The following is a 23,020-nucleotide window of genomic DNA, read 5'->3' as shown; positions in this document are numbered from 1 at the left end:
CTCGTTCTTCAGGACGGGCGCCCGGTGCGCCGCGACGGGCGCGCCCCGGGCGACGGCCGAAGAAGCACTACCGATGGGCGAGGGGTACGCATGACTGACACCGGCCAGGTCCCGGGCGAGGGACTGCCGGAGAACGCAGGCATGGTGGAGCAGCCGGGCATCGCCGCGCCCGGGGCGTACACCTTCCTCGACCCCTCCGAGATCGTCACGGAGGACGAGGACCTCCTGCTGATGCCGGGCGCCCCGGGCACCTGGACCGACCCCCAGATCGTGCCCCCGCCCGCCCCGGCCCCCATGCCGCCGCACGAGCAGGGCGCGCACGAGGCCGCCGGCCGTGACACCGGCTCCGTCGACCTCGGCGAGGTCCGTATCCCGTCCCCGGCCGGCCCGCCGCCCGCGCGCCGCCCGCTGCACATGGGCCCGCCCATACCGGACGCCTCGGCCGGTGTGGTCCGCTCGCTCGCCGACCGGGGTCCGGCCGGTACGCCGGTCCGCAACCCCGGTGCGTCCGCCGCCGGTCCCGAGTACCTCGACACCTCGCGCGACGAGTCGGCCGTACTGCCGGGGCCGCAGCCCGCCGCTCCGTGGACGCCGATGCCTCCTTCGCCCCACCTGTCACTCGGCAACCCCGCCGCCCCGGCGGAGACCATCGTCCCCACCCCGGCCCCGTTCCCGGCCCCCGAGCCGCAGCAGCCCGTGGGCCAGTTCGTCCCGGTGGAGGGCACGGTCCCGACCACGCCCCACCTCGCCCCGTCTCCGCCGGCCGAGGTGCCCGTGGCCGTGCCCGCCCCGGCCGAGGCGGCAGCCGCTGACGCCACGCCCGCGCCCGAGTCCGTCGTCGGTGCCGTACCGGCCGCCGAAGCAGCCCCCGCCGTCGTGGCCGGACCCGTCACGGCACCCGTGGACGAAGCCGCACCCACCGCCGAGGCACCTGCTGCCCCCCAGACCGTGCCGGCGCCCGTCGCCGTGACCGTTCCCGACTCCCAGGCCGCCGCTGAAGGCGTGCTCGCGCCCGTCGTCGCCGTTCCCGGCACCGAGGCCGCCGCACCCGCGCCGCAGGCCGTTGTCGTACCCGGCGCCGAAGCAGCCACGCTGCCCGAGTCCGCGTCCCCCGCCGAAGCCGCCGACGTGGTCGAGCCCCTCGCCGTCTCCGGCAACGAGGCGGAGCCCGCCGCCGAGTCCGGCACCCAGACCGTGACCGCGGCGGAGGCGATGCCCGTGGCCGCGCCCGAGGCCGTTGTTGCGCCTGCCGGTGAGACCGCGACGCCCGTCGCCGAGCCCGTCGCGCAGGCCGTGCCCGTGCCCGCGGTCGGTGCCGAGGGTGTTGCTGCTGTGCCGGTGTCTGGCGCGGAGTCCGGCAGCGCGGCGGAGCCCGTTGTGCAGCCCGCCGTCCAGACAGGCGCCGAGCCCGTCGCGCAGGCCGTGCCCGAGGGTGCTGCTGTGCCGGAGCCTGCCGGCGCACCAGTACCCGTCGTGGAGCCCGCCGCTCAGGCGGCTCCCGAGCCCGACGCCCAGGCTGTGCCCGCGGCCGGGGTCGAGCCCGTCGCGGCGCTCGCGGCCGAGCCCGTCGCGCAGGCCGTGCCCGTGCCCGCGGTCGGTGCCGAGGGTGTTGCTGCTGTGCCGGTGTCTGGCGCGGAGTCCGGCAGCGCGGCCGAGCCCGTTGTGCAGCCCGCCGTCCAGACAGGCGCCGAGCCCGTCGCGCAGGCCGTGCCCGAGGGTGCTGCTGTGCCGGAGCCTGCCGGCGCACCAGTACCCGTCGTGGAGCCCGCCGCTCAGGCGGCTCCCGAGCCCGACGCCCAGGCTGTGCCCGCGGCCGGGGTCGAGCCCGTCGCGGCGCTCGCGGCCGAGCCCGTCGCGCAGGCCGTGCCCGTGCCCGCGGTCGGTGCCGAGGGTGTTGCTGCTGTGTCGGTGTCTGGCGCGGAGTCCGGCAGCGCGGCGGAGCCCGTCGTGGAGCCCGCCGCTCAGGCAGCTCCCGAAACCGACGCCCAGGCCATGACCGTGGCCGAGGCCGCGCCCGGCAGCGAGTCCGCCGTGCCCAGCGCCGAGGCCGTCCCCGCCCCTTCCTCGGAGCCGGCCGTGGTCCCGGCTGTCGAGGTGGCCGTCGTGCCCGGCAGCGAGTCGGAGCCGGCCGTGGTCCCGGGCGTCGAGGTGGCCGTCGTGCCCGGCAGCGAGTCGGGGCCGGCCGTGGTCCCGGGCGTCGAGGTGGCCGTCGTGCCCGGCAGCGAGTCGGGGCCGGCCGTGGTCCCGGGCGTCGAGGTGGCCGTCGTGCCCGGCAGCGAGTCGGGGCCGGCCGTGGTCCCGGGCGTCGAGGTGGCCGTCGTGCCCGGCAGCGAGTCGGGGCCGGCCGTGGTCCCGGGCGTCGAGGTGGCCGTCGTGCCCGGCAGCGAGTCGGGGCCGGCCGTGGTCCCGGGCGTCGAGGTGGCCGTCGTGCCCGGCAGCGAGCCGGAGCCGGCCGCGGTCCCGGCTGTCGAGGCGGCCGCCGTGCCCGGCACGCCGCCCGCACCCGGGTACGCCGACGCCGAGCGCGAGGCCGTGCTCCGTGTGATGCGCGAGCGGCGCGACATCCGTAACGGCTTCCGCAGCGACCCCATCCCGCACGAGGTCCTCCTCCGCGTCCTGGAGGCGGCCCACACCGCGCCCAGCGTCGGGCATTCGCAGCCCTGGGACTTCGTCGTCATCCGCTCCGCCGAGACGCGCCGCACTATGCACGATCTGGCGCAGCGTCAGCGCGAGGCGTACGCGAAGTCCCTCCCCAAGGGCCGGGCCAAGCAGTTCAAGGAACTGAAGATCGAGGCGATCCTCGAGACCCCGGTCAACATCGTGGTCACCGCGGATCCCACCCGAGGCGGCCGTCACACCCTCGGCCGGCACACCCAGCCGCAGATGGCCCCGTACTCCTCCGCCCTCGCCGTGGAGAACCTGTGGCTCGCCGCCCGTGCCGAAGGCCTCGGCGTCGGCTGGGTGAGTTTCTTCGACGAGCGCGAGATGGTCCGCACCCTCGGTCTCCCCGAGCACCTCGAGGTCGTGGCCTACCTCTGCGTCGGCTACGTCGACGAGTTCCCGGAGGAGCCGGAGCTGATGCAGGCCGGCTGGTCCAAGCGCCGTCCGCTGTCCTGGGTCGTCCACGAGGAGACGTACGGCCGCCGCGCCCTGCCCGGCGAGGAGCCGCACGACCTCCTTCAGGAGACGATGGCGAACATCCGCCCGCTGGACGCCAAGGCGCTCGGTGAGGCCTGGGAGCGCCAGAAGCGGATGACCAAGCCGGCCGGCGCGCTGGGCATGCTGGAGATCATCTCCGCCCAGCTGAGCGGACTCTCCCGGAAGTGCCCGCCGCCGATCCCGGAGCCCGCGGCCGTCGCGATCTTCGCCGGTGACCACGGGGTGCACGCCCAGGGCGTCACGGCCTGGCCGCAGGAGGTCACCGGCCAGATGGTGACCAACTTCCTGGGCGGCGGTGCGGTCTGTAATGCCTTCGCCAACCAGGTCGGCGCGGAAGTGTGCGTGATCGACGTCGGTGTCGCCGGCGAACTTCCGGCCAGGCCTGGTCTGCTGCCCCGCAAGGTACGTCCCGGTACGGCGGACTTCACCGCGACCCAGGCCATGACCCGTGAAGAGGCGATCGCCGCGATCGAGGTCGGCATCGAGACCGCCCGCGACCTGGTCGCCGCGGGCAACAAGGCTCTGCTCACCGGTGAGATGGGTATCGCCAACACCACGGTCTCCGCCGCGTTGATCTCCGTCTACACGGGCGTCGACCCGATCGAGGTCACCGGGCGCGGCACCGGCATCAACGACGACATGCACGTCCGCAAGGTGGATGTGGTCCGCCGTGCGCTCGAGCTCCACCAGCCCGACCCGGCCGACCCGATCGGTGTCCTCGCGGCCGTCGGCGGCCTCGAACACGCCGCGGTCGTCGGTCTCATCCTCGGCGGTGCCTCCCTCCGCGTGCCCGTCATCCTGGACGGGGTGAGCGCGGGCGCCGCGGCGCTGGTGGCCCGGGCGATCGCGCCCGAGTCACTCTCGGCGTGCATCGCGGGCCACCGCAGCGCGGAGCCCGGCCATGTGGCGGCCCTCAACAAGCTGGGTCTGCGTCCGCTGGTCGACCTCGACCTGCGGCTCGGCGAGGGCACGGGCGCGCTGCTGGCCCTCCCCGTCGTGCAGAGCGCGGCCCGCGCGATGCACGAGGTGGCGACCTTCGACTCCGCGGGCGTCACCGAGAAGTAGTCCTCGGCGAGTCCTCCCGACAGCACTGAGCGGGCCGGACGGGGGTGCTGTCCCGGCGCAGGGCACCCCTGCGCCGACGCGCGCGGTCCGGTGGCCGAAAAGCGGACACACCGGGCCGGTCGACGGAGGACGGCCTCCCGGAGCGGCCTGCCCGAGGCCCGCCCGCCCCCCGGGCACCCCGGCCCGTAAGGTGTCGGAGAGGACCCCTGAAACCCCGCTTCACCAGCCGCTTCACCGTCGCAGCGGCGACCGGACAATTCCGCCTCTGCCCCAGGAGCCCGTACCGTCATGGCCGAGCACGCCGAGTACCCCGCCTACCCCGTAGGACTCCGCCTCTCCGGACGCCGTGTCGTCGTCATCGGCGGCGGCCAGGTCGCTCAGCGCCGCCTCCCGGCGCTCATCGCCGCGGGCGCGGACATCGTGCTCATCTCACCGTCCGCGACCCCGTCCGTGGAGGCGATGGCGAAGGCCGACGAGATCCGCTGGGAGCGCCGCCGGTACGCGGAGGGCGACCTGGCCGACGCCTGGTACGCCCTGATCGCCTCGAGCGACCCTGACGCCAACACCACCGCGTCCGCGGAGGCCGAGCGCAACCGGGTCTGGTGCGTACGGAGCGACGACGCCGAAGCGGCCACCGCCTGGACGCCGGCCACGGGCCGCAGCGCGGGCGTCACCGTCGCGGTGCTCACCGGACAGGACCCGCGTCGTTCGGCGGCCGTCCGGGACGCGATCGTCGAGGCGCTCGGCGACGGTTCTCTGGCGGCGCCGTACTTCCGCACCCACGAGGACAGCCCCCGCGTGGCCCTGGTGGGCGGCGGCCCGGGCGACCCGGACCTGATCACGGTGCGTGGGCGCAGGCTGCTCGCCGAGGCGGATGTCGTGATCGCGGACCGGCTCGGTCCGCGCGATCTGCTCGACGAACTCCCGCCGCACGTCGAGGTGATCGACGCCGCGAAGATCCCCTACGGCCGTTTCATGGCCCAGGAGGCCATCAACAACGCGCTCATAGAGCACGCCAAGGCCGGCAAGGCGGTGGTGCGTCTCAAGGGCGGCGACCCCTATGTCTTCGGCCGCGGCATGGAGGAGGCACAGGCGCTCGCCGCGGAGGGCATCCCGTGCACCGTGGTGCCCGGCATCTCCAGCTCCATCAGTGTCCCCAGCGCGGCGGGCATCCCCGTCACCCACCGGGGTGTGGCCCATGAATTCACGGTGGTCAGCGGCCATGTCGCCCCTGACGACCCGCGCTCCCTCGTGGACTGGGCGGCGCTGGCCAGGCTGCGCGGCACGCTCGTGATCCTGATGGGCGTCGACAAGATCGGCGCGATCGCCCGGGCACTGGTCGCGCACGGCAAGTCCGCGGAGACGCCCGTGGCCGTGATCCAGGAGGGCACCACGGCCGCTCAGCGCCGCGTGGACGCGACCCTCGCGACCGTCGCGGAACGGGTCGAGGCGGAGGACGTACGCCCGCCCGCGGTCATCGTCATCGGCGACGTCGTCACCATCACGCCCGAGCAGGCGGCCGAGTAATCAGTTACCGCCGGTAACTCATCCCGTCCCTGCCGGTTGGCACCACATCTCGGACAAGGCAGTATCACCCCTGTGGCCGATCTCATCACCATCGACGACCCCGACGACCCGCGCCTGCACGACTACACGGGCCTGACCGATGTCGAGCTGCGGCGCAGACGCGAGCCGGCCGAGGGCCTGTTCATCGCCGAGGGCGAGAAAGTCATCAGGCGCGCCAGGCAGGCCGGCTACGAGATGCGCTCCATGCTGCTCTCGGCCAAGTGGGTGGACGTCATGCGGGACGTCATCGACGAGGCCCCGGCCCCGGTGTACGCGGTCAGCCCGGAACTCGCCGAGCGGGTCACCGGCTACCACGTCCACCGAGGTGCGCTCGCGTCCATGCAGCGCAAGCCCCTGCCGCCGGCCGGTGAACTGCTCACCACGGCCCGCCGCGTGGTCGTCATGGAGTCGGTCAACGACCACACCGACATCGGCGCGATGTTGCCTTTGGGGCTACAAGGAGAACGTGCGGTTCGGCGCGTCGCCGTGTTCGAAGATATCGTCGATCACGCAAACATGGGGGCTGCCTTCAGAAACGCCGCAGCTCTCGGGATCGACGTGGTCCTCCTCACCCCGCGCTGTGCCGATCCCCTCTACCGCAGGTCCGTGAAGGTCTCGATGGGGGCCGTCTTCCAGGTGCCGTGGACTCGCCTGGAGTCCTGGCCGAAGGACGCCGAGCTCCTGCGGTCTGCGGGCTTCACGGTCGCCGCACTCTGCCTGAGTGACCGGGCGATCACCCTCGACGAGCTTGCCGCGCGGAAGTACGAGAAGCTCGCCCTGGTCTTCGGCACAGAAGGCGACGGCCTCACCCCCGAGGCCCTCGCCGCGGCCGACGAGCACGTCCGCATCCCGATGGACGCCGGCGTCGACTCCCTCAACGTGGCGGCTGCCTCGGCGGTGGCCTTCTACGCCACCCGGCCGCGAGCTGTCTGACGTCGGCGTACAGCCCGGCTCGTCTGTAACGGGTTCGAGCCGGCGGCGGTTCGGGGCCATCTCGCTCAAGTGCCATTGCTCACTTGACCAGCTGCTGGTCAGGGGCGGTTCTAGGGCGCGTATCGAGTTGTGATCAATTTGCGGGATTCGCCCTCGCGGCGGGGCCTGATCCGGTAGATCGTCTTGCATGACGCGGGTGCAGTTGACGGACGAGGAGTGGGAGTTCATCGAGCCGTACCTGCCAATCGGCAGGTTTGGCCCGTACCCCGAACGGCTGCGACAGCAATTCGAAGGCGTGATCTGGCGGTTCAGGACGGGCGGGCAGTGGCGGGAGATGCCGAAGGAGTTCGGTGCCTGGCCGACCGTCCACAACCGCTTCCGGCAGTGGAGGGATGCCGGCGTCTTCGAAGCCCTGCTGGAGGGCCTGATCGCGGAAGCCGCGAAGCGGGGTGAGGTGGACTTGTCCCTGGTCAGCGTGGACTCCACCACAGCCCGGGCCCACCACGACGCTGCCGGTACCCATCTCGGCCAGGACGTCATGACCGCTCTGGAGAAGGCCGCTGTCGACGAGGAGAAGGCCCGGCAAAAGGGGGCGGCCCGGAAGAACAAGACGGGCAGGACGCCGGAAACGACCCCGAGCGGGAAGAACGACGGCACATCCGGCGCCGGCGCAAACTCCGGCTGAAAGCCGCCCTGCTCGGACGTTCGAGGGGCGGGCTGACCAGCAAGGTTCATCTCGCCGCCGACCGGAAGTGCCGTCCTCTGGCGTTCGTCCTGACCGCGGGGCAGGCCGCGGACAGCCCGCAGTTCATCCCCGTGCTCAAGAAGGTGCGGGTCCGCCTGCCCGTCGGCCGCCCCCGCACCCGCCCCGACGCGGTTGCCGGCGACAAGGCCTACTCGTCCCACGGAAACCGTGCCTACCTGCGGAAACGCCGCATCAAGGCGGTCATCCCGGAGAAGAAGGACCAGGCCGCCAACCGGAAGAAGAAAGGCAGCAGGGGCGGTCGGCCCGTCAGCCACGACGCCGACCTCTACAAGGAGCGGAATGCCGTCGAGCGGCTGATCAACAAGCTGAAGGCATGGCGAGGCATCGCCACCCGCTTCGACAAGACCCCTGAGAGCTACCTCGCCGGCCTCCACCTCCGCGCCTCGATGATCTGGATCAAGGACCTCACGCGGACCACCCCTTGATCACAACCGAATACGCGCCCTAGGGGGATTGTGGCCGACGAGATTCTTGAAGTGACGGTCCGGCCGGACGGCCGGGTCGAGATGCATGTCCAGGGTGTGGAGGGCATGGGCTGCTTGGCGCAGACCTAGAAGACCGATGAAGATCTTGCTCCTGCCGCCTGACTCGCCCCGGATTGCGGGTAAATGTCAATCGCCATGAACCGGTGCAAGCCGGGCGCGATTTCAAGATCTTCAGGACACTCCTAGGGCGTGTTTCGAAAGTCCCGCCTGGTCGGGAACGCCCGGCACGCACGCTCGCCGCGTTGTCGGTCGTCGGCGCAGCCCGCTGCGCTCTCCTCCCTCCGCCTTGCGATCGCACGCACCAGACGCCCCCGACCCCGCCCTCCGGGCGGACGACGCTACTTTCGAAACACGCCCTAGAAGACCGATGAAGATCTTGCTCCGACCGCCTGACTCGCCCCGGATTGCCAGTAAATGTCAATCGCCATGAACCGGTGCAAGCCGGGCACGATTCCAAGATCTTCAGGACACTCCTAGGTGCTGGTCGACCGGCTCGGCGGCTGTGTGGAGTCTCAGGAACTCACGGCTGAGGCATACGTGGAGACCGGCGAAGAACAGCGCGATCAGCTGTGGCACTAGCGAGCAGATCCGCAGGCGCTGCTCCGCTGTGGCAGGTTCATTCGACGCTGGCGCGAAGCGCCGCGAACGGCCCTGGTCTGCGGTTCGTGGTGTGGAGTCAGGGATGCAGTCTCGCTTGCGCCGGCTGTTTCAACCCGGAGACACAGGAACCTCACGCAGCGAGTGCCCGGCGGGTGAAGACGTGGTCGACGAGGTGGCCGGCACCGACGGCATTGAAGGGGTGACCCTCACCGGTGGGGAGCCGCTGGAGCAGCCTGATGAGTACGTACGGGTACGGGACTGCCCTGTCATTCGCAGACGAGAACGGGTACGAGGTCCTCACCGACGAGACCGACAAGGACGGTGCAGTGCGCCTCACCCTGCGCCGCTCGACCGTGCAGCGCGGCTCTGCGGTCCGCCTGGTACGTGGCGCGAACCGTGCCACAAGTGCTGCAGATGCCGCGGCGGATGTGAAAGTACCGCCTGCCGATCGCCAAGTTCAACGCGTTCCTTCGCGTGCAGAACTCTGCCTGTGCACTCGGCAGGACGAGGAACCCGACGATGGGAGGAAACCGGCACGGAGCCGGTCGACGTGGAGATGAGGCCGCCCCGCACCGCCGGGAGCGGGTGGCGCTGATGCTCGGCGCGGAGGGCGAAGGCCAGTCCGCGAAGGCACTGAGGGCGGCCGACGAATGGGTGCGCATCCCCATGTCGCACGGAGTGGACTCGCTCAATGTGGGCGCCGCCGCGGCGGTCGCGTTCTACGCGGTGGCGACGGGCCGGCCCGGGTCCTGACCGAAGGACTCGGCGGGCCCTTGGCAGCCCTGAGCGACCGCGATCCCCAACGCCACCAGGAGCGTCACCACGACGAACACGACCAGGCGCTGACGCAGCAGCCTGGGATTGGCGGGCCGCCGCCCGCCGGACGTCGTGCGCGATCCGGACCGTGTGGTGTTCCGCGGCTTCTGGGGACGGGAACTGCCGCGTGACGACGAGCCCCGTGACGACGAGCCCCGTGACGACGAGCCCCGAGACGACGAACCGCGAGACGACGAACCGCGAGACGACGAACCGCGGGACGACGACGAGCGGGGGGCCTGCGGGCGGGGCGCGGGGGTGCCACCCGTGCGCCCGCCGGCGCCGCTCCTCGAGCCTCCCCGGGAGCCGGAACCGCCGTTCGTGTCGCCCTGGGGGCGCCGCTCCGGGAAGTACTCGGTGAACCGCGCGGTGGCGTCGTTCCGCTCGCCCCGCTCGGCGGGCTCCCGAGGAGGGGCCGGCGGCCGGTTCTCCGGCAGGCCGTGGGCCTCGCGGGCGGCGATCTCCTTGAGCCGCATCGAGAGTTGAAGGGTGGAGGGACGTTCCTCGGGTTCCTTCGCGAGACATGCGCGCACCAGCGGGGCCAGCGCATCGGGCACCCCGTACAGCGACGGTTCCTCGTGGACCACGCGGTAGAGCATGACCTCCGAACTGCCGTGCCCGAAGGGGGAGTCGCCCGTCGCCGCGTAGGCCAGCGTGGCACCCAGCGAGAAGACATCGGTGGCGGGTGTGACCGCGGCGCCGCGCACCTGCTCCGGTGCGAGGAAGCCCGGCGAACCCACCGCCGTACCGACGTGCGTGAGGGTGCTGGCCCCGGTCGCCCAGGCGATGCCGAAGTCGATGATCCGCGGGCCCTTGGGGGACAGCAGAATGTTCGACGGCTTGAGGTCGCGGTGCACCACACCCGCTTCGTGTACCGCCACCAGGCCCTCGGAGAGCGCCGCACCGACCGAGGCCACCTCGGCCGCCGTCAGCGGACCGTCCTCGGCGACCTTGTCGTGCAGTGAGGGCCCGGGCACGTACTGCGTCGCGAACCACGGCCGCTCCGCCTCGAGATCGGCCGCGACGAGCCGCGCCGTGCAGCCGCCACGGATCCGCCGCGCGGCCGACACCTCGCGCGCGAACCTCGACCTGAACTCCTGGTCCTCCGCCAGATCCGGCCGGATGACCTTCAGTGCGACCCGCTGGCCCCGCCGGTCGGAGCCGAGATAGACGACGCCCATCCCGCCCGCGCCCAGCCGCCGGTGAAGCCTGAACGAGCCGACGACCCGCGGATCCTCGCGCCGGAGCCGCATCATCGCCATGTCCATCCCCGCTGCCCGGTCCCGTGTGACGGGCCCAGCTTACGTACCCGCGGGCCGGTGTGCTCATAGGCCGCGCCCTCTCGGGGCGACTGATTGTCAGTGCGGGGTGGGAAACTTGAAGGGAGGTCAGGGGGCGGCGGATCCACGCTCCCTCACCCGTGCGAGATCTCAAAGGTCCGTCGCAGAAGGGGGATTGGATCGATGAAGGGTGACCGCGTGGAGATAGTCGTGGACGCGGGCGACACGACACGTACGTATGAAGTGGTGGCAAGCCGGGCAGGCCGCCGGGTGGAGACGGCGGTGCGCAGAGGCGTCGTCGAAGTGAGCGAAGTCACGCGGAGCGGCAGCGTCGTGCGCACCGCCCGCTTCATGGCCAACCGCGTGCTGGCCCTCGTCGAGCAGCCCGTCGACCGTTCTCTGGGGGAAGACCCCGAGTCGTAGGACCCGGTCTCCACCCAGGGGAGTAGACCACGTGCGGCCGACTCATCCTCCGGGAGGCCCGGGAATCGGTACGAGGGCATGACGCCCGGGGCGCTGCGCGTCCCTAATGTTGAAGTCAGCGGCGGGCGGCAGTACTCGTCCCCCGAGGTCACGACGTCCGCCGCGCCAATCACGACAGGAGAGGGACCATGGCGGACACGGCATCGCGACGCAGGGCACAGGCCGCGTTCGGCGGCACCGGTTCCGGTACACGCCACCCCCTGGTGGCCACGGCCATGGTCCTTCCCCTGGCAGCACTGCTCGTCGTCCTCTTCGGCGGCTGGGAAGCAGTGGTCACACAGGCGTCGTCCGTGGGCGTGATGCTGGGGCGCTGAGCGGCGCCCCGGACCCGGGAGAGCGGCCCGGGTCGGGGACATCCGGCCCATAACCCCGTGGGGACGGGGGTGCGGCGGACGACTGCGTTTGCCCGGTCAGCTGGGGAGCTGACCGGGCATCGCGCCCTGAGGACACCCCGGGTCACCGGACGCGGGGCGGTCGGAACGCGGCCCGTCCGGCCTCCGAGGACCGAAACCGCGGTGCGCCGCGCGATGGGCGTGACCATCGGCCCCGCCTCGCGGGCCGCCCCGGCGCGACGCGTACTCTCGCCGGGTGACCGTATCCGTCGTAGCCGAGCTCGGCCGGCTCGCCCGGCGCGCAGCGCACCGGCAGCCGTGCCCGGGGTGTGCCAGCACCGAGATCGTGCTGGCCGAGAGAGCGGACGGCGTGGTCGTCCGGCACCAGGGCGTCGTCGCAAAGGCCCACGCCCTGGGCACGGATTCGGCCGGCCTGGCCGCACGCGTGGCCGTGGCCGCACACCCCGCACTGGCCGGCATCCTGCTGCCCCCGCTGATGCCTCCGACAGAGCGGCTGCCCGGGCGCGCGGTGACGGCGTGGCCCTACGGCACACCCGTGAACCCCGCGGAGCCGGACGCCGCGCCCTGGGAGGAGGCCGCGCAGCTCCTGGCCCGGCTGCACCGGGTGGACCCCGCGGACATGGGCGGCCTGCCGCCCATGCGCGGCCCCGCGAAGGCCGCCCGGGCCGTCGCCCGGATGAGGGCGGCGAACAGCCCCGGCGCTGCCGAGGTGCTGCGTGCCTGGGCGCGGCTGCCGGCCTGGGCCCGCGACGAGGCGCCGGTGCCGGCGCCGGACGCGCGCCGCCTCTGCCATGGGGACCTGCACCTCGGCCAGCTCGTCCGGCATCCGGCGGATCGGGGCGACTGGCTGCTGATCGACGTGGACGACCTCGGCCTCGGCGACCCGGCGTGGGATCTGGCCCGCCCGGCCGCCTGGTACGCGGCGGGCCTGCTGGCCCCCGACGTCTGGTCACGTTTCCTCGGCTCCTACCGGGCGGCAGGCGGTCCGGCCGTACGCCCCGAGGGCGACCCATGGCCCGAACTGGACGTGCCCGCCCGGGCCCTGACGGTCCAGACCGCGGCGCTGGCCCTGGTCAAGTCGGCCGCCGAGAACAGGGACCTCGACGACGCGGAACGGTTGATGTTCGACGCCTGCGCCCGAATTGCGTCGCTCCCCACAGAGTTGTGGAGCACCACGACGTCGTAGGGTGTGGGGGACCGAACCGACGGCGAGGAGTTGAGCCGAGATGCAGTGTCCCAAGTGCCATGCGCCGATGCACACGTACAACCGCAATGGGATTCAGATCGAGCAGTGCAGCGGTTGCCGGGGAATATTCCTCGACTACGGCGAGCTGGAGGCGCTGACCCGGATCGAGGCGCAGTGGGGCCAGCAGGCTCCGCCGGTCCCGCCGGCCTACCCGCAGCAGCCCGCCTGGGGTGCCCAGCACCACGGCGGTCACCACGGCCACCACCACCGCAGCTTCGGCCACATGCTGTTCTCTTCCTGATCCCGGGAACGACGGAGCCCCCGGCCGCATGGCGGCCGGGGGCTCCTGGCTGTGGACGATACTGGGATTGAACCAGTGACCTCTTCCGTGTCAGGGAAGCGCTCTCCCGCTGAGCTAATCGTCCTCGGGACCATGACCCGAAGGTCATGGGTACTGCGTGCGCGATACTGGGATTGAACCAGTGACCTCTTCCGTGTCAGGGAAGCGCTCTCCCGCTGAGCTAATCGCGCGGGGAAACCTCTGAGTACCAGGGGTTCCAGTGGACGATACTGGGATTGAACCAGTGACCTCTTCCGTGTCAGGGAAGCGCTCTCCCGCTGAGCTAATCGTCCTTGGAGGTGGAGACGGGATTTGAACCCGTGTAGACGGCTTTGCAGGCCGTTGCCTCGCCTCTCGGCCACTCCACCCGGAGCGCAGGGGTTCGGGATGATCCCCCACATCGAGCGGACGACGAGATTCGAACTCGCGACCCTCACCTTGGCAAGGTGATGCTCTACCAACTGAGCCACGTCCGCTTGTCGGTTTCCGTTTCGCTTTCGCGTCCCGGCGACGTGTTGAACTCTAGCGGATTCCTGGGCCAGTACAAAAACGCGTTTCCGCAGCATGCTGCGCCGGACCTGCTCACCGGCGCCCGCCCTACACTCGCAACCGTGCACGACCTCGCTCCTCTGGCCCGCTTCGGCGGCCTTGTCGCCTCTGACCTGCGCGACGTCACCAGCGACCCCGCGGCCCTCGACTCCACCGGCTTCTGGGCCGTGGCCGCCGACTTCGAGGGCCGCCTCGTCTGCGCCCGCTTCGGTGACGTACGCCCCGAACCGGTGCCCGTCCCCGTTCCGGGCGCCTGGCGCGGCCCCGCCCCCGACGACTGGACGTCCTCGCTGGACCGCGCCGCGTACACCGCGGGCGTCCGCCGGATCCGCGAGCACATCGCGGCCGGTGAGGTGTACCAGGCGAACCTCTGCCGGGTGCTGTCCGCGCCACTGCCCGACCCGGCCGCCGCGGACGTCGACGCCCTGACCGCGCTGCTGGCACGCGACAACCCCGCCCCGTACGCAGGAACGATCCGGCTGCCCGCGCACGGCGTGGAGATCGCCACCGCGTCCCCCGAGCTCTTCCTCAGACGCGACGGGCGCGTCGTGGAGTCGGGCCCCATCAAGGGCACCGGGCGCACCGCGGACGACCTCCTCGAGAAGGACCACGCCGAGAACGTCATGATCGTGGACCTCGTCCGTAACGACCTGGGACGCGTGTGCGCCACCGGCTCTGTCACCGTCCCCGAGCTGTGCACCGTGGAGGAGCACCCGGGACTGGTCCACCTCGTCTCCACCGTGCGCGGCGAACTGGCCCGGCGCGCCGGCTGGCCCGAGCTGCTCGCGGCGGCTTTTCCGCCGGGTTCGGTGACCGGGGCACCCAAGTCCAGCGCACTGAAGATCATCGAGGCGCTGGAGACCGCACCCCGCGGCCCGTACTGCGGCGGCATCGGCTGGGTCGACGCCGAACGCGGCACCGGCGAGCTGGCGGTCGGCATACGCACCTTCTGGATCGACCGGACCACTCCCGCCGGCGCGGTCCTGCGCTTCGGCACGGGCGCCGGCATCACCTGGGGATCCGACCCCGAACGTGAGTGGGACGAGACAGAGCTCAAGGCATCCCGGTTGCTCGCGGTAGCGTCGGGCGCGTACGAGGCGAGCGGAAGGACCGCATAGATGCAGATCTGGGTCAACGGAGGGTTGCGGGAAGCGGGCGCCGCCCGGGTGTCCGCGCTGGATCACGGGCTGACCGTGGGCGACGGAGTCTTCGAGACGGTCAAGGCGGCGGAAGGGCGGCTGTTCGCCCTCACCCGGCATCTCGACCGGCTGACGCGTTCCGCCCGGGGCCTGGGACTGCCCGACCCCGACCTCGACGAGGTACGGCTCGCCTGCGCCGCCGTCCTGGAAGCCAACCCCATGCCGCTCGGCCGGCTCCGCATCACCTACACCGGAGGGCTCTCCCCGCTCGGTTCCGAGCGCGGCGACGACAGCCCGACCCTGGTCGTCGCGCTCGGCGAGTCCGCACGCAGGCCCGACACCACCGCCGTGATCACCGTCCCGTGGACCCGCAACGAGCGCAGCGCCGTGACGGGGCTGAAGACCACCTCGTACGCCGAGAACGTCCTCGCCCTCGCCCGCGCCCACGAGCAGGGCGCCTCCGAGGCGCTCTTCGGCAACACGATGGGACAACTGTGCGAGGGCACCGGCTCCAATGTCTTCGTCGTGCTCGACGGAGAGATCTTCACCCCGCCGCTCGTCTCGGGCTGCCTGGCCGGAATCACCCGCGCCCTCACCGTCGAATGGACCGGCGCGCAGGAGACCGATCTGCCACGTCCTCGAACGCGCCGAGGAGATATTCCTGACCTCCACCCTCCGCGACGTGCAGGCCGTCCACCGGGTCGACGGCCGTGAACTGCCCGGAGAGCCGGGCCGGGTGACCGCCAAGGCCATGCACGTCTTCGAGCAGAACGCCGGAACCGACCTGGACCCGTGAGGCCGGCCCCGTAAAGAGGCGGAAAGGGTGGTGACGGGCGGCCGTCGAACAGGTACAACACCCGTGATGACGACGACCCTGCGGCCGACCGGGCCGCTCCACCAGGAAGCCGACGGCTCCCGATCACGCCCGTACGAGGTGTGCGTCAATGGCCGTCCCGTCGGCGCGATCGAGATCGGCACCGATCCCGGGCTCGGCCGCGGCGCCGGCGAGATCCGCTCGCTGCGGATCGACGAGAATGACCGTCGGCGGGGCCGCGGCACCGTCGCCGCGCTCGCCGCGGAAGAAGTGCTGCGCGGCTGGGGCTGCACCCAGGTCATGGTCTCCGTGCCCGCAGCGGCCACCGCCGCGTTGCGCCTGGTGACCGCGTTGGGCTACATCGAGCGCAACACGTCCATGGCCAGGACCCTGCCGCAGACCGCCCCGGAACTCCCCGCCGCGACCGAGGCCCGCCCCATGACCGAGGCGGAATTCGCCCACTGGCGTGCCGCGGCGGTCGACGGCTACGCACAGCACTGGATCGACCGGGGCGTACCGGAGGCCGATGCCCGTGCCAAGTCCGAGGCCGACCACCGCAGCTCATTGCCCGACGGCCTGGCGACCCCCGGCTCGGACCTGTGGGTCCTGGTCCACCAAGGGGCGGTGATCGGCAGCGTCTGGGTTGCTCAGCGCGAGATGGCCCCGGGGGAGCCGGCCGGGTACGTGTACGACGTCGAGGTGGCCGAAGAGCATCGCGGGCACGGGCACGGGCGCACCCTCATGCTGCTCGCCGAACGGCTCGCACACGCGGCCGGGATGAGCCGGCTGGGACTGAACGTCTTCGCCGGCAACACCCCGGCACTGCGCCTGTACGAGTCACTCGGTTACACGGCGACCGGCCACCACTTCTGGAAACCGCTTCTTTAGCGGCCGGCGGCCGACTGCCCGTCCTGCTCCGCGAGCAGCCGGTCGGCGATCTCCTCGATACGCTCCCGCAGCCCCTCCTGGCTCTTGCCGCCGTCCAGCCGCTCGCCGCCGATGACATAGGTAGGCGTGCCGGTGACGCCGATGGCCTTGCCCTCCGCCTGATCGGCGTCGACGATCAGGATGTGCCGTCCGTCGATCAGGGCGGTGTCGAACTCCTCGGCGTCCAGGTCGAGTTCACGGGCGATGTCCAGCAGTGTGGACTCGCCCTTCGCGCCCAGGTCCTCGGTGCGGGCGAGCGCCGCCTCCACATAGGGCCAGCCCTGCCCCTGCGCGAACGCCTCCTCGGCGGCCTGGGCGGCGGCGAAGGAGTGCTTGTGCTTCTCGAGGGGGAAATGCCGCAGTCGCAGTTCCAGCAGGTCGCCGTACCGGGCGCGCAGCGCGCGCAGATCGTCGAGGGCAGTGTGGCAGTCGGGGCACTGCAGCTCGCACCAGACGTCCAGGACGACGGTGCGGGAAGTGGTGGAGTCGCTCATGGGGCCAGTCTCCCAGCCGGGCAGATCCCGGCCCAACCCCGACCTGGGGAGGAGTCCGTCCCGGAGATCTCCCTGAGGTCCCCGGCGGATCGTGGCCCGGAACGCCGCGGGCGGTGCAGGATGGATGGGACACAACTTCGTGAGGCTGGAGGACCGGATGCTTGCCGAGACCGTATGCGCCGCCGTGGCCGCGGCCGGACTGGGCATCGCTGCCGTCACGGCGTACCGAAGGCGCTTCCTGGCCGCGACACGTATCGCCGCCTATGCGCTGATACCGGTCGGCCTCGTCATGACGGGTGTCGTGGACTGGCTCGCCGGACTGGCCTTCAATCCGACTGTCTGGCTCGGCTTCGGTGTGCTGGGGCTGTCCTGGCTGCTGTTCATGACCACACGCGTCGTGGAGCGTCGGTCCGGCGGCACCCGCAAGGAACGCAAGGCCGCCGGCGCGGCGCAGCGCGAGGCAGTGCAGCCGGCCGCGTCCACGCCCTCGCTCGGTGCGGGCCGCACGCAGCCGACGAGCACCTCCCGCCCAGCCGCTCCCGCGGAGGACTTTTCCGATATCGAGGCGATCCTGAAGAAGCACGGGATCTGAGCACGGCGGGCCGGGACACGCCCCGGGCGGACTCCCGCTTCCGGTTGGCGTGTTGAGCGCCCAGGGGCGCTCGGTATACGCCATCATCGCGACGAGATGGACACCAGCCCGGGCCGGCCCACCGCCCCCACAGAAGAACGGCGCGGCTGCCTCTTCGCGCTCTCGCAGCCCCCTCTGATGATTTTCCTGGCGGTGATCGGCTGTCTTCTGCTGATCGCCGCGATGCACGATCTCTATCTGCTGTGAGCGGTCAGCCGGCGGCTTCCTTGCGGCGCGCCCGGTAGGCGGCCACATGCAGCCGGTTGCCGCAGGTGCGGCTGTCGCAGTAGCGGCGCGACCGGTTGCGCGACAGATCCACGAAGGCGTGGCGGCAGTCCGGGGCCTCGCAGCGGCGCAGCCGCTCCCGTTCGCCGGACACGACGATGAAGGCGAGGGCCATGCCCCCGTCCGCGGCGAGATGGTCGGCGACCGTCGCCCCCGGCGCGAAGTAGTGGACATGCCAGTCGTAGCCGTCGTGGTCGGTCAGTTGGGGGGTGGTGCCGGCCGCTGCCACCATCTGGTTGATCAGTTCCGCCGCGGTACGGGTGTCGTCCGCTTCGAACACCTCCGCGAACCGCCTCCGTACATCCTGTACGGCCCGCAGGTCCTGCTCGGTGAGCTGCGCCACTCCGCTGAGGCTGTGCCGGCGCACAAAGCCGTACAGCGCCTCGACATCCGTGAGCGAGTCCTTCTCCTCGCGATCAGGTGCGGTGTTGACCAGATCGACGACCGCGTCGAGGGCGATCCTGGTGTCGTGGGGGATCAGCACGATTCGCTCCATGGCCTGCCGCGGGCGGGCGCCCGCCGATGGTGGCCGACTTTAGCGGCTCGCGCAACAGCACACCGGCGCCGTTCCCGTGCTGATACGCACGGGAACGGCGCCGGTGTGCTGATGTCCTCCCCCAGGCTCTCGGCTTCTCTCCCGCTCTCGGCTTCGCTCGAGCGAGTGGGACCGCCATGAGCAGAGGGTCTCAGCTGTCCGCGCGGCGCCGTCTCCCCGAGTCGGACGGCGCCGTACGGCTCTCGGCCTGGCTCAGCTTTCCGCCAGGATGTGCGAGAGTTCCGTGTCGAGATCGAAGTGGCGGTGCTCCGTGCCCGGGGGCACGGCGGCATCGGTCCGCTTCAGGAACGACTCCAGAGCCCTCGCCGGGGCTTCGAGCAGTGCCTCGCCTTCCGGGGAGCTGAGGGCGATGCAGACAACGCCCTGACCGTGGCTGCGTGACGGCCAGACTCTGACGTCGCCGGTACCGGTGGGCCGGTGCAGCCCCTCTGCGAGGAGGTCGCGGGCGAACACCCACTCGACGGTCTCCTCGGCTCCGGTGTGGAAGGTGGCATGAACGGCGTAGGGGTCGGCCGTGTCATACCGCAGGCCCGCGGGTACAGGCAGTGAGGACTCGCTCGATACAACGAGGCGCAGGTGCAGCTCGCAGCTGACCGTGGTGTTCATAAGCGCCAGGGCCTTTCGCTCAGTGTGCGCTCGGGGATTCGCACGTCGGCGAAATCGACATGCCACCTACGGTGGCGTTGTAAACCCCTCTGCCCGTTTTGCGACTCCTCGCGTAGCTCGTCCAGCTCAGTGTTACTTTGAGTTATACGGTCATTCCGGTTACCGGTCCTGTTCGGGTAGGTTGGGTCACATGCATACGGGGAGTGACGAGCGGGACGGGGCCGCCGCCGCGGCCGGTGCGGAGCCCGGTGAACGTGAGCTCGGCTCGCGCGCGCCGGGGTTCATCAAGGCGTCGAAGCCGCTGCACCTCAGCTGGCAGGTCGGCGTCTTCGTCGTCGGCCTCGCCGTCGTGGGCGCAGGCGTGATCATGCTGCCGCTGCCCGGACCGGGCTGGCTGGTGATCTTCGCCGGCATGGCGATCTGGGCGACCGAATTCGTCTGGGCCCAGCTGGTGCTCCGCTGGACCAAACGCAAGGTGACCGAGGCCGCACAGAGGGCCCTCGACCCCAAGGTCCGCCGACGGAACATCATCCTCACGACCATCGGGCTGATCATCGTCGGCGTGCTGCTCGGCATCTACCTCTGGAAGTTCGGACTTGTGATGCCATGGAAGATCGACCAGTGAGCCGGGGGTGGTCTCAGGGGCCCGCTGACATGGGGTAATGTTTGCGGTGCGCCCGGGCGATTAGCTCAGCGGGAGAGCGCTTCGTTCACACCGAAGAGGTCACTGGTTCGAACCCAGTATCGCCCACACCGGACCGACGGCCCGGAGGCTCCACAGCCTCCGGGCCATCGGCATTCCCGCGCCCTGTCAACGCATCCGGCCCAGCGTGTCCCGCAGCCGTCGCGCATCGCGCAGCCGCTGCTCGTACGTCGCCCCCACCCCCAGAAGCAGCAGCCCTGCCAGCGCCGGCGGCAGCCAGCGGGGAAGCGCCCCCACCACCTGCACCACATACGGCGCCAGTTCGTGCAGAGCGTCCAGCGCCAGCACCACGCCCCCCAGCACCAGCAGCGCCTGCAGCCGCAGCCGCGCCCCGGCCAAGGTGACCACCAGCGCCGCCAGCCCCAGCAGCAGCGGCCGCAGCCAGTGCTCGTCGCCCCATGCGGCGATCAGGCTCGGCACCAGCGTCGCCGCGAGCCCCGGACCGTACGCCGTCCACGACGAGGCCTCCGGGTCGCGGCGGCACCGCAGCACACCGACCGCGAGCGCCGGCACCGTGACCGGCAGTGTGTACGCCTCCGGCGCGGCGACCCCGGACGCGGCCAGGCGCACCCACATGGCCAGCACGAACAGCACCACCGCGGCATACCCCACCGGCCGCCGGTCGGCGCGCACCGCTGTACCCGCCGCGAACACGCCGCACAGCGACAGCACCAGCGACAGGGTCGGCGCGTGCCCCGAGGCGAGCCCGACGGCGGGCAGACCGACGACCGCCCCGGTGATCTCCATCGGCAGCCCGGCCGGATGCCGCCCCAGTCGCGCGGCCGCCACGACGACCACCGCGGGAACCACCAGCACAGCCAGAGCCACCTGATGAGTCGGCAGTCCGTACCCCGCCGCGACCGCGCAGACCAGCCCGGCCGCCCAGGCCACACCCGCACTCGCCGCCGCCCGCCGTACCGGCCCCGCGCCGAAGGCAGCGGCCACCACGAACACCGCGGTCAGCGCGCCGAGCACGCCATAGGTGGCGGCCTCCACGGCAAGCGCCAGCAACGACACACTCACGGCGCCCACGAGCGCACCCATGAACGCCACGGCCCCCACGGCCGCGGCCACGGCGTCCGTACGACCCGGCGCACCCGCCACCCCTGCCGCACCGGCCTCCTGGTTCGCCGCGGGAGCACCCGCCCCGCCGGGCTCGGCGCCCGGCAGCACGCCGTCGCCCGCACCGGTCCGAGCCGCGGCCGACGGCCCGGCCGCGCCGAAGCGAACAGCGACCGCCACCAGCACCGCCGTCAGCACCACCCGCACGGCCACCGTCACCCCGTAACCCGGATCCAGGGCCGTCGGCAGCATCATGCCCGCCGCCCACACCAGGATCACGGCGCCGCCGGCTGTCGCAGGCCGCCATGACGCGTCCGCCCAGCGGTACGCCGCCCACAGCACCCCCGCCGCCAGCAGCAGCACCACCGGCGTCGCCGCGCTCCCGGACCACGGCAGAGCGCCCCACAGCGCCTCCTGTGCGCCGCCGGACGGGGCACCCGACCACACCTCGCCCACCCAGCGGACCGGGCCCACCAGCACCAGCGCCACCGCCGGCAGCGCCCACAGCACCGCCACACCCTGAACCGCCCCTGCCGCACCGACAAGACCGATCATCAGCCGACGTGGCAGCCCGGCAGCCCGTACCACCGCCAGCAGAACCACGGCGCAGGCCGCATACACCGGAACAGCCCAGCCGGCCGGCACCACAGGGCGCGCCACACCGCCCACCGCCACGACCACCGAAAGACCCGCCACCGCCGCGCAGGTCACCGCGGCGGCAGACACCCTCCCCCAAGCTCTCGGCTCCGCTCGAGCAGGGGGGACCCTCATCGCGGCGAACAACGCCACACCGGCCGCCACCAGCAACACCCCCGCGGGACCCACCGCACCGGCCGGCCCGTCCGCGGTCACCGACAACCCGCCGGCCACCAACAGCGACCACCCGCCGACGGTCCCCGCACCCACCGCGGACAGCACACGCACCACTGGCAGCCCCCGCGCCCACAGCGCCACCGCCGCATCGGCCACGGCCGTCGCCAGCAGCGCCCAGACGGCCACGGACGCACCGGCGTCCGCAGCGACAGCCCACAGCTGCAACGGCAGTTGAGCGGTCACCACCGCGACAGGCAACGGCAGCCGCAGACGCCCCAGCGCCAGCCCGTACGCCGTCCACAGCGACGCCAGCACGGCCGACGCCACCGCCGCATAGCCCGTGCCGTCCACCCCGGACAGCGCGACCCGGTGCAGCGCATACGCGTCCAGCACCATCAGCACCAGGCCGAGACCCGCCACCGACTCCGCCGTCGAGCGCAGCCCACGGCGCAGCAGCCGGACCGGAGCCGCCAGCGCGGCCACCGTCACCACACCCAGCACGGCGGAGCGCCCGCCGATGCCCAGACGACCCCAGCTGACCAGCGTGAACGCGACGGCTGCGATCGTCAGCAGCACCCCGCCCAGAGTGAGCAGCACGTTCTGCACACTCGGCGGGGACGTCTCACGCGGTGGGGCGAACGCCGCCGCGGGGGCGACAGGGGCGGGCGGCTGCAACACCGTGAGCAGCCACGCCCGGCGCGTCAGCAACAGAGCCCGGCGCGCATCGAGTTGAGTCAGCTCGCGGTCGATGAGCGCCAATTCCTCGGCGGGTGGTGGGACCTTCTCCATGGTCACGCAGTGTGGTCCCGGCCATATCCGACCCGCATGGGCACAACTACTCAGATCCACGGTGAGTACGAGCAGACTTGAACCATGGACTGGTGCCACTACCGCTTCCGCACTGTTTGGGACCTCGCCGCCGGCCCCGACCGGGTCTACCACGCGCTGGCACACCCCGAGGAGTACTCGCGATGGTGGCCGCAGATCCGCGAAGTGACCCTCCTCGACGAACATACCGGCACCGCCCGCTTCCGCTCCCTCCTCCCGTACGACCTGGTCGTCACCGCCCACGCACGGCTCCGCGATCCCGCGGTACGGGTACTGGAAGCGGAGATGACCGGCGACCTCGACGGCTGGGTCCGCTGGACACTCACCGCCCGTGGTGCGGGCACCCGCGTCCTCTACGAACAGGAGGTCGACGTCCGCAAACCACTCATGCGACGCCTCGCCCTCCCCGCGCGCCCCGTGTTCCTCGCCAACCACGCCCTGATGATGCGCAGCGGCCGCCGCGGACTCGCCGCCCACTTGAAAGCAGCGAGGCCGCACGACGGGGCTTCCCCGGACGGAGTCCGGGGAAGCGTCCTTGAGGAGCAGCGGTCGGGCGACGGGAGGGCAGTTTGAACGAACCC

At 71.9% G+C, this 23,020-nt stretch carries 20 protein-coding genes, 6 tRNA genes and 3 pseudogenes; 19 read left to right on the top strand and 10 right to left on the bottom strand.

All coding sequences use genetic code 11. The annotated features are described in order from the left end of the window. Positions 1 to 90 precede the first annotated feature (90 nt). From cobT to ABD858_RS05650, 7 genes and pseudogenes are all read left to right on the top strand, one after another. Positions 91 to 4,224, top strand: coding sequence for a nicotinate-nucleotide--dimethylbenzimidazole phosphoribosyltransferase (gene cobT / locus ABD858_RS05675; protein WP_345034991.1), 4,134 nt, complete (start codon positions 91 to 93; stop codon positions 4,222 to 4,224). 288 nt (positions 4,225 to 4,512) lie between these two features. After that, entirely contained in the window at positions 4,513 to 5,751 is a 1,239-nt protein-coding gene (gene cobA, locus ABD858_RS05670; RefSeq protein WP_345034989.1) for a uroporphyrinogen-III C-methyltransferase, read from the top strand. A gap of 72 nt (positions 5,752 to 5,823) precedes the next feature. Next, positions 5,824 to 6,723 carry a TrmH family RNA methyltransferase gene (locus ABD858_RS05665; protein WP_345034988.1) on the top strand — a complete coding sequence of 300 codons (900 nt, stop codon included), beginning with the start codon at positions 5,824 to 5,826 and terminating at the stop codon, positions 6,721 to 6,723. 187 nt (positions 6,724 to 6,910) lie between these two features. Next, positions 6,911 to 7,914, top strand: a pseudogene (locus tag ABD858_RS05660) (IS5 family transposase). 30 nt (positions 7,915 to 7,944) lie between these two features. Next, the gene (locus ABD858_RS05655) at positions 7,945 to 8,043 is read left to right on the top strand and encodes a DUF2997 domain-containing protein (RefSeq protein ID WP_345034987.1); all 99 of its coding nucleotides are present in this window, start codon (positions 7,945 to 7,947) and stop codon (positions 8,041 to 8,043) included. A gap of 500 nt (positions 8,044 to 8,543) precedes the next feature. Then, on the top strand, positions 8,544 to 8,777 hold the full coding sequence (locus ABD858_RS36725; protein ID WP_425586158.1) for a 4Fe-4S cluster-binding domain-containing protein: 234 nt from the start codon (positions 8,544 to 8,546) through the stop codon (positions 8,775 to 8,777). 352 nt (positions 8,778 to 9,129) lie between these two features. Beyond that, positions 9,130 to 9,327: pseudogene (locus ABD858_RS05650) on the top strand (TrmH family RNA methyltransferase); the annotation flags it as partial. On the opposite strand, the gene ABD858_RS05645 reads toward ABD858_RS05650, so the two are convergent. After that, on the bottom strand, positions 9,294 to 10,658 hold the full coding sequence (locus tag ABD858_RS05645; RefSeq protein WP_345034986.1) for a serine/threonine-protein kinase: 1,365 nt from the start codon (positions 10,656 to 10,658) through the stop codon (positions 9,294 to 9,296). The pseudogene ABD858_RS05650 and the gene ABD858_RS05645 overlap by 34 nt on opposite strands. 195 nt (positions 10,659 to 10,853) lie before the next feature. On the opposite strand from ABD858_RS05645, the gene ABD858_RS05640 reads away from it, so the two are divergent. The 4 genes from ABD858_RS05640 (at position 10,854) to ABD858_RS05625 (ending at position 12,993) form a co-directional block, all read left to right on the top strand. Further along, positions 10,854 to 11,093: a hypothetical protein gene (locus ABD858_RS05640; RefSeq protein ID WP_345034985.1), complete on the top strand. Its 240-nt coding sequence runs from the start codon at positions 10,854 to 10,856 to the stop codon at positions 11,091 to 11,093. Between the two features lie 188 nt (positions 11,094 to 11,281). Continuing rightward, positions 11,282 to 11,467, top strand: coding sequence for a hypothetical protein (locus tag ABD858_RS05635; protein ID WP_345034983.1), 186 nt, complete (start codon positions 11,282 to 11,284; stop codon positions 11,465 to 11,467). A gap of 274 nt (positions 11,468 to 11,741) precedes the next feature. After that, positions 11,742 to 12,692: a phosphotransferase family protein gene (locus ABD858_RS05630; protein ID WP_345034982.1), complete on the top strand. Its 951-nt coding sequence runs from the start codon at positions 11,742 to 11,744 to the stop codon at positions 12,690 to 12,692. Positions 12,693 to 12,732: 40 nt separating this feature from the next. Continuing rightward, positions 12,733 to 12,993 (top strand): TFIIB-type zinc ribbon-containing protein, encoded by a 261-nt coding sequence (locus ABD858_RS05625; RefSeq protein ID WP_345034981.1) that lies wholly within the window; start codon positions 12,733 to 12,735, stop codon positions 12,991 to 12,993. A 52-nt stretch (positions 12,994 to 13,045) separates the two neighbouring features. On the opposite strand, the gene ABD858_RS05620 is transcribed toward ABD858_RS05625, so the two are convergent. From ABD858_RS05620 to ABD858_RS05600, 5 genes are all read right to left on the bottom strand, one after another. Beyond that, positions 13,046 to 13,117, bottom strand: a tRNA-Val gene (locus ABD858_RS05620). A 34-nt stretch (positions 13,118 to 13,151) separates the two neighbouring features. Next, positions 13,152 to 13,223: transfer RNA gene (locus tag ABD858_RS05615), tRNA-Val, on the bottom strand. 30 nt (positions 13,224 to 13,253) lie between these two features. Next, positions 13,254 to 13,325: transfer RNA gene (locus ABD858_RS05610), tRNA-Val, on the bottom strand. A gap of 1 nt (position 13,326) precedes the next feature. Further along, a tRNA-Cys gene (locus ABD858_RS05605) sits at positions 13,327 to 13,400 on the bottom strand. 35 nt (positions 13,401 to 13,435) lie between these two features. Beyond that, a tRNA-Gly gene (locus ABD858_RS05600) sits at positions 13,436 to 13,508 on the bottom strand. Positions 13,509 to 13,643: 135 nt separating this feature from the next. On the opposite strand from ABD858_RS05600, the gene ABD858_RS05595 reads away from it, so the two are divergent. From ABD858_RS05595 to ABD858_RS05585, 3 genes and pseudogenes are all read left to right on the top strand, one after another. Continuing rightward, positions 13,644 to 14,699, top strand: coding sequence for a chorismate-binding protein (locus ABD858_RS05595; RefSeq protein ID WP_345034979.1), 1,056 nt, complete (start codon positions 13,644 to 13,646; stop codon positions 14,697 to 14,699). Then, positions 14,700 to 15,516 (top strand): annotated as a pseudogene (locus ABD858_RS05590) (aminotransferase class IV). A gap of 66 nt (positions 15,517 to 15,582) precedes the next feature. Then, complete coding sequence (locus ABD858_RS05585; protein ID WP_345034977.1) at positions 15,583 to 16,422, top strand: GNAT family N-acetyltransferase; 840 nt, start codon at positions 15,583 to 15,585, stop codon at positions 16,420 to 16,422. Here the strand turns inward: ABD858_RS05585 and ABD858_RS05580 are convergent. Next, positions 16,419 to 16,955: a DsbA family protein gene (locus ABD858_RS05580; protein WP_345034976.1), complete on the bottom strand. Its 537-nt coding sequence runs from the start codon at positions 16,953 to 16,955 to the stop codon at positions 16,419 to 16,421. The genes ABD858_RS05585 and ABD858_RS05580 overlap by 4 nt on opposite strands. A 124-nt stretch (positions 16,956 to 17,079) precedes the next feature. Between ABD858_RS05580 and ABD858_RS05575 the strand changes: the two genes are divergently transcribed. After that, positions 17,080 to 17,547, top strand: a complete 468-nt coding sequence (locus ABD858_RS05575; RefSeq protein WP_345034975.1) for a hypothetical protein — start codon at positions 17,080 to 17,082, stop codon at positions 17,545 to 17,547. A gap of 96 nt (positions 17,548 to 17,643) precedes the next feature. After that, positions 17,644 to 17,793, top strand: coding sequence for a hypothetical protein (locus tag ABD858_RS05570; RefSeq protein WP_345034974.1), 150 nt, complete (start codon positions 17,644 to 17,646; stop codon positions 17,791 to 17,793). Positions 17,794 to 17,797: 4 nt separating this feature from the next. Here the strand turns inward: ABD858_RS05570 and ABD858_RS05565 are convergent, their stop codons facing one another. Further along, on the bottom strand, positions 17,798 to 18,355 hold the full coding sequence (locus ABD858_RS05565; protein ID WP_345034973.1) for a CGNR zinc finger domain-containing protein: 558 nt from the start codon (positions 18,353 to 18,355) through the stop codon (positions 17,798 to 17,800). 264 nt (positions 18,356 to 18,619) lie between these two features. Next, a complete protein-coding gene (locus ABD858_RS05560) occupies positions 18,620 to 19,033 on the bottom strand; it encodes an SsgA family sporulation/cell division regulator (RefSeq protein ID WP_003959770.1) in 414 nt (137 codons plus the stop codon). A gap of 190 nt (positions 19,034 to 19,223) precedes the next feature. Here ABD858_RS05560 and ABD858_RS05555 point away from each other — a divergent pair, with 190 nt between their 5' ends. Together ABD858_RS05555 and ABD858_RS05550 are read left to right on the top strand one after the other, a co-directional pair. After that, on the top strand, positions 19,224 to 19,658 hold the full coding sequence (locus ABD858_RS05555; RefSeq protein WP_345034971.1) for a TIGR02611 family protein: 435 nt from the start codon (positions 19,224 to 19,226) through the stop codon (positions 19,656 to 19,658). A gap of 54 nt (positions 19,659 to 19,712) precedes the next feature. Continuing rightward, positions 19,713 to 19,784, top strand: a tRNA-Val gene (locus ABD858_RS05550). Between the two features lie 60 nt (positions 19,785 to 19,844). Here the strand turns inward: ABD858_RS05550 and ABD858_RS05545 are convergent. After that, positions 19,845 to 22,400, bottom strand: coding sequence for an SCO7613 C-terminal domain-containing membrane protein (locus ABD858_RS05545; RefSeq protein ID WP_345034970.1), 2,556 nt, complete (start codon positions 22,398 to 22,400; stop codon positions 19,845 to 19,847). An 84-nt stretch (positions 22,401 to 22,484) separates the two neighbouring features. Here ABD858_RS05545 and ABD858_RS05540 point away from each other — a divergent pair, with 84 nt between their 5' ends. Further along, a complete protein-coding gene (locus ABD858_RS05540) occupies positions 22,485 to 23,012 on the top strand; it encodes an SRPBCC family protein (protein WP_345034969.1) in 528 nt (175 codons plus the stop codon). Positions 23,013 to 23,020 lie beyond the last annotated feature (8 nt).

This window comes from Streptomyces sannanensis, from assembly GCF_039536205.1.
Classification (GTDB): Bacteria; Actinomycetota; Actinomycetes; order Streptomycetales; family Streptomycetaceae; genus Streptomyces; species Streptomyces sannanensis.
The sequence above is the reverse complement of the archived record's forward strand: the minus strand, read 5'-3'. Positions and strand labels throughout refer to the sequence as shown.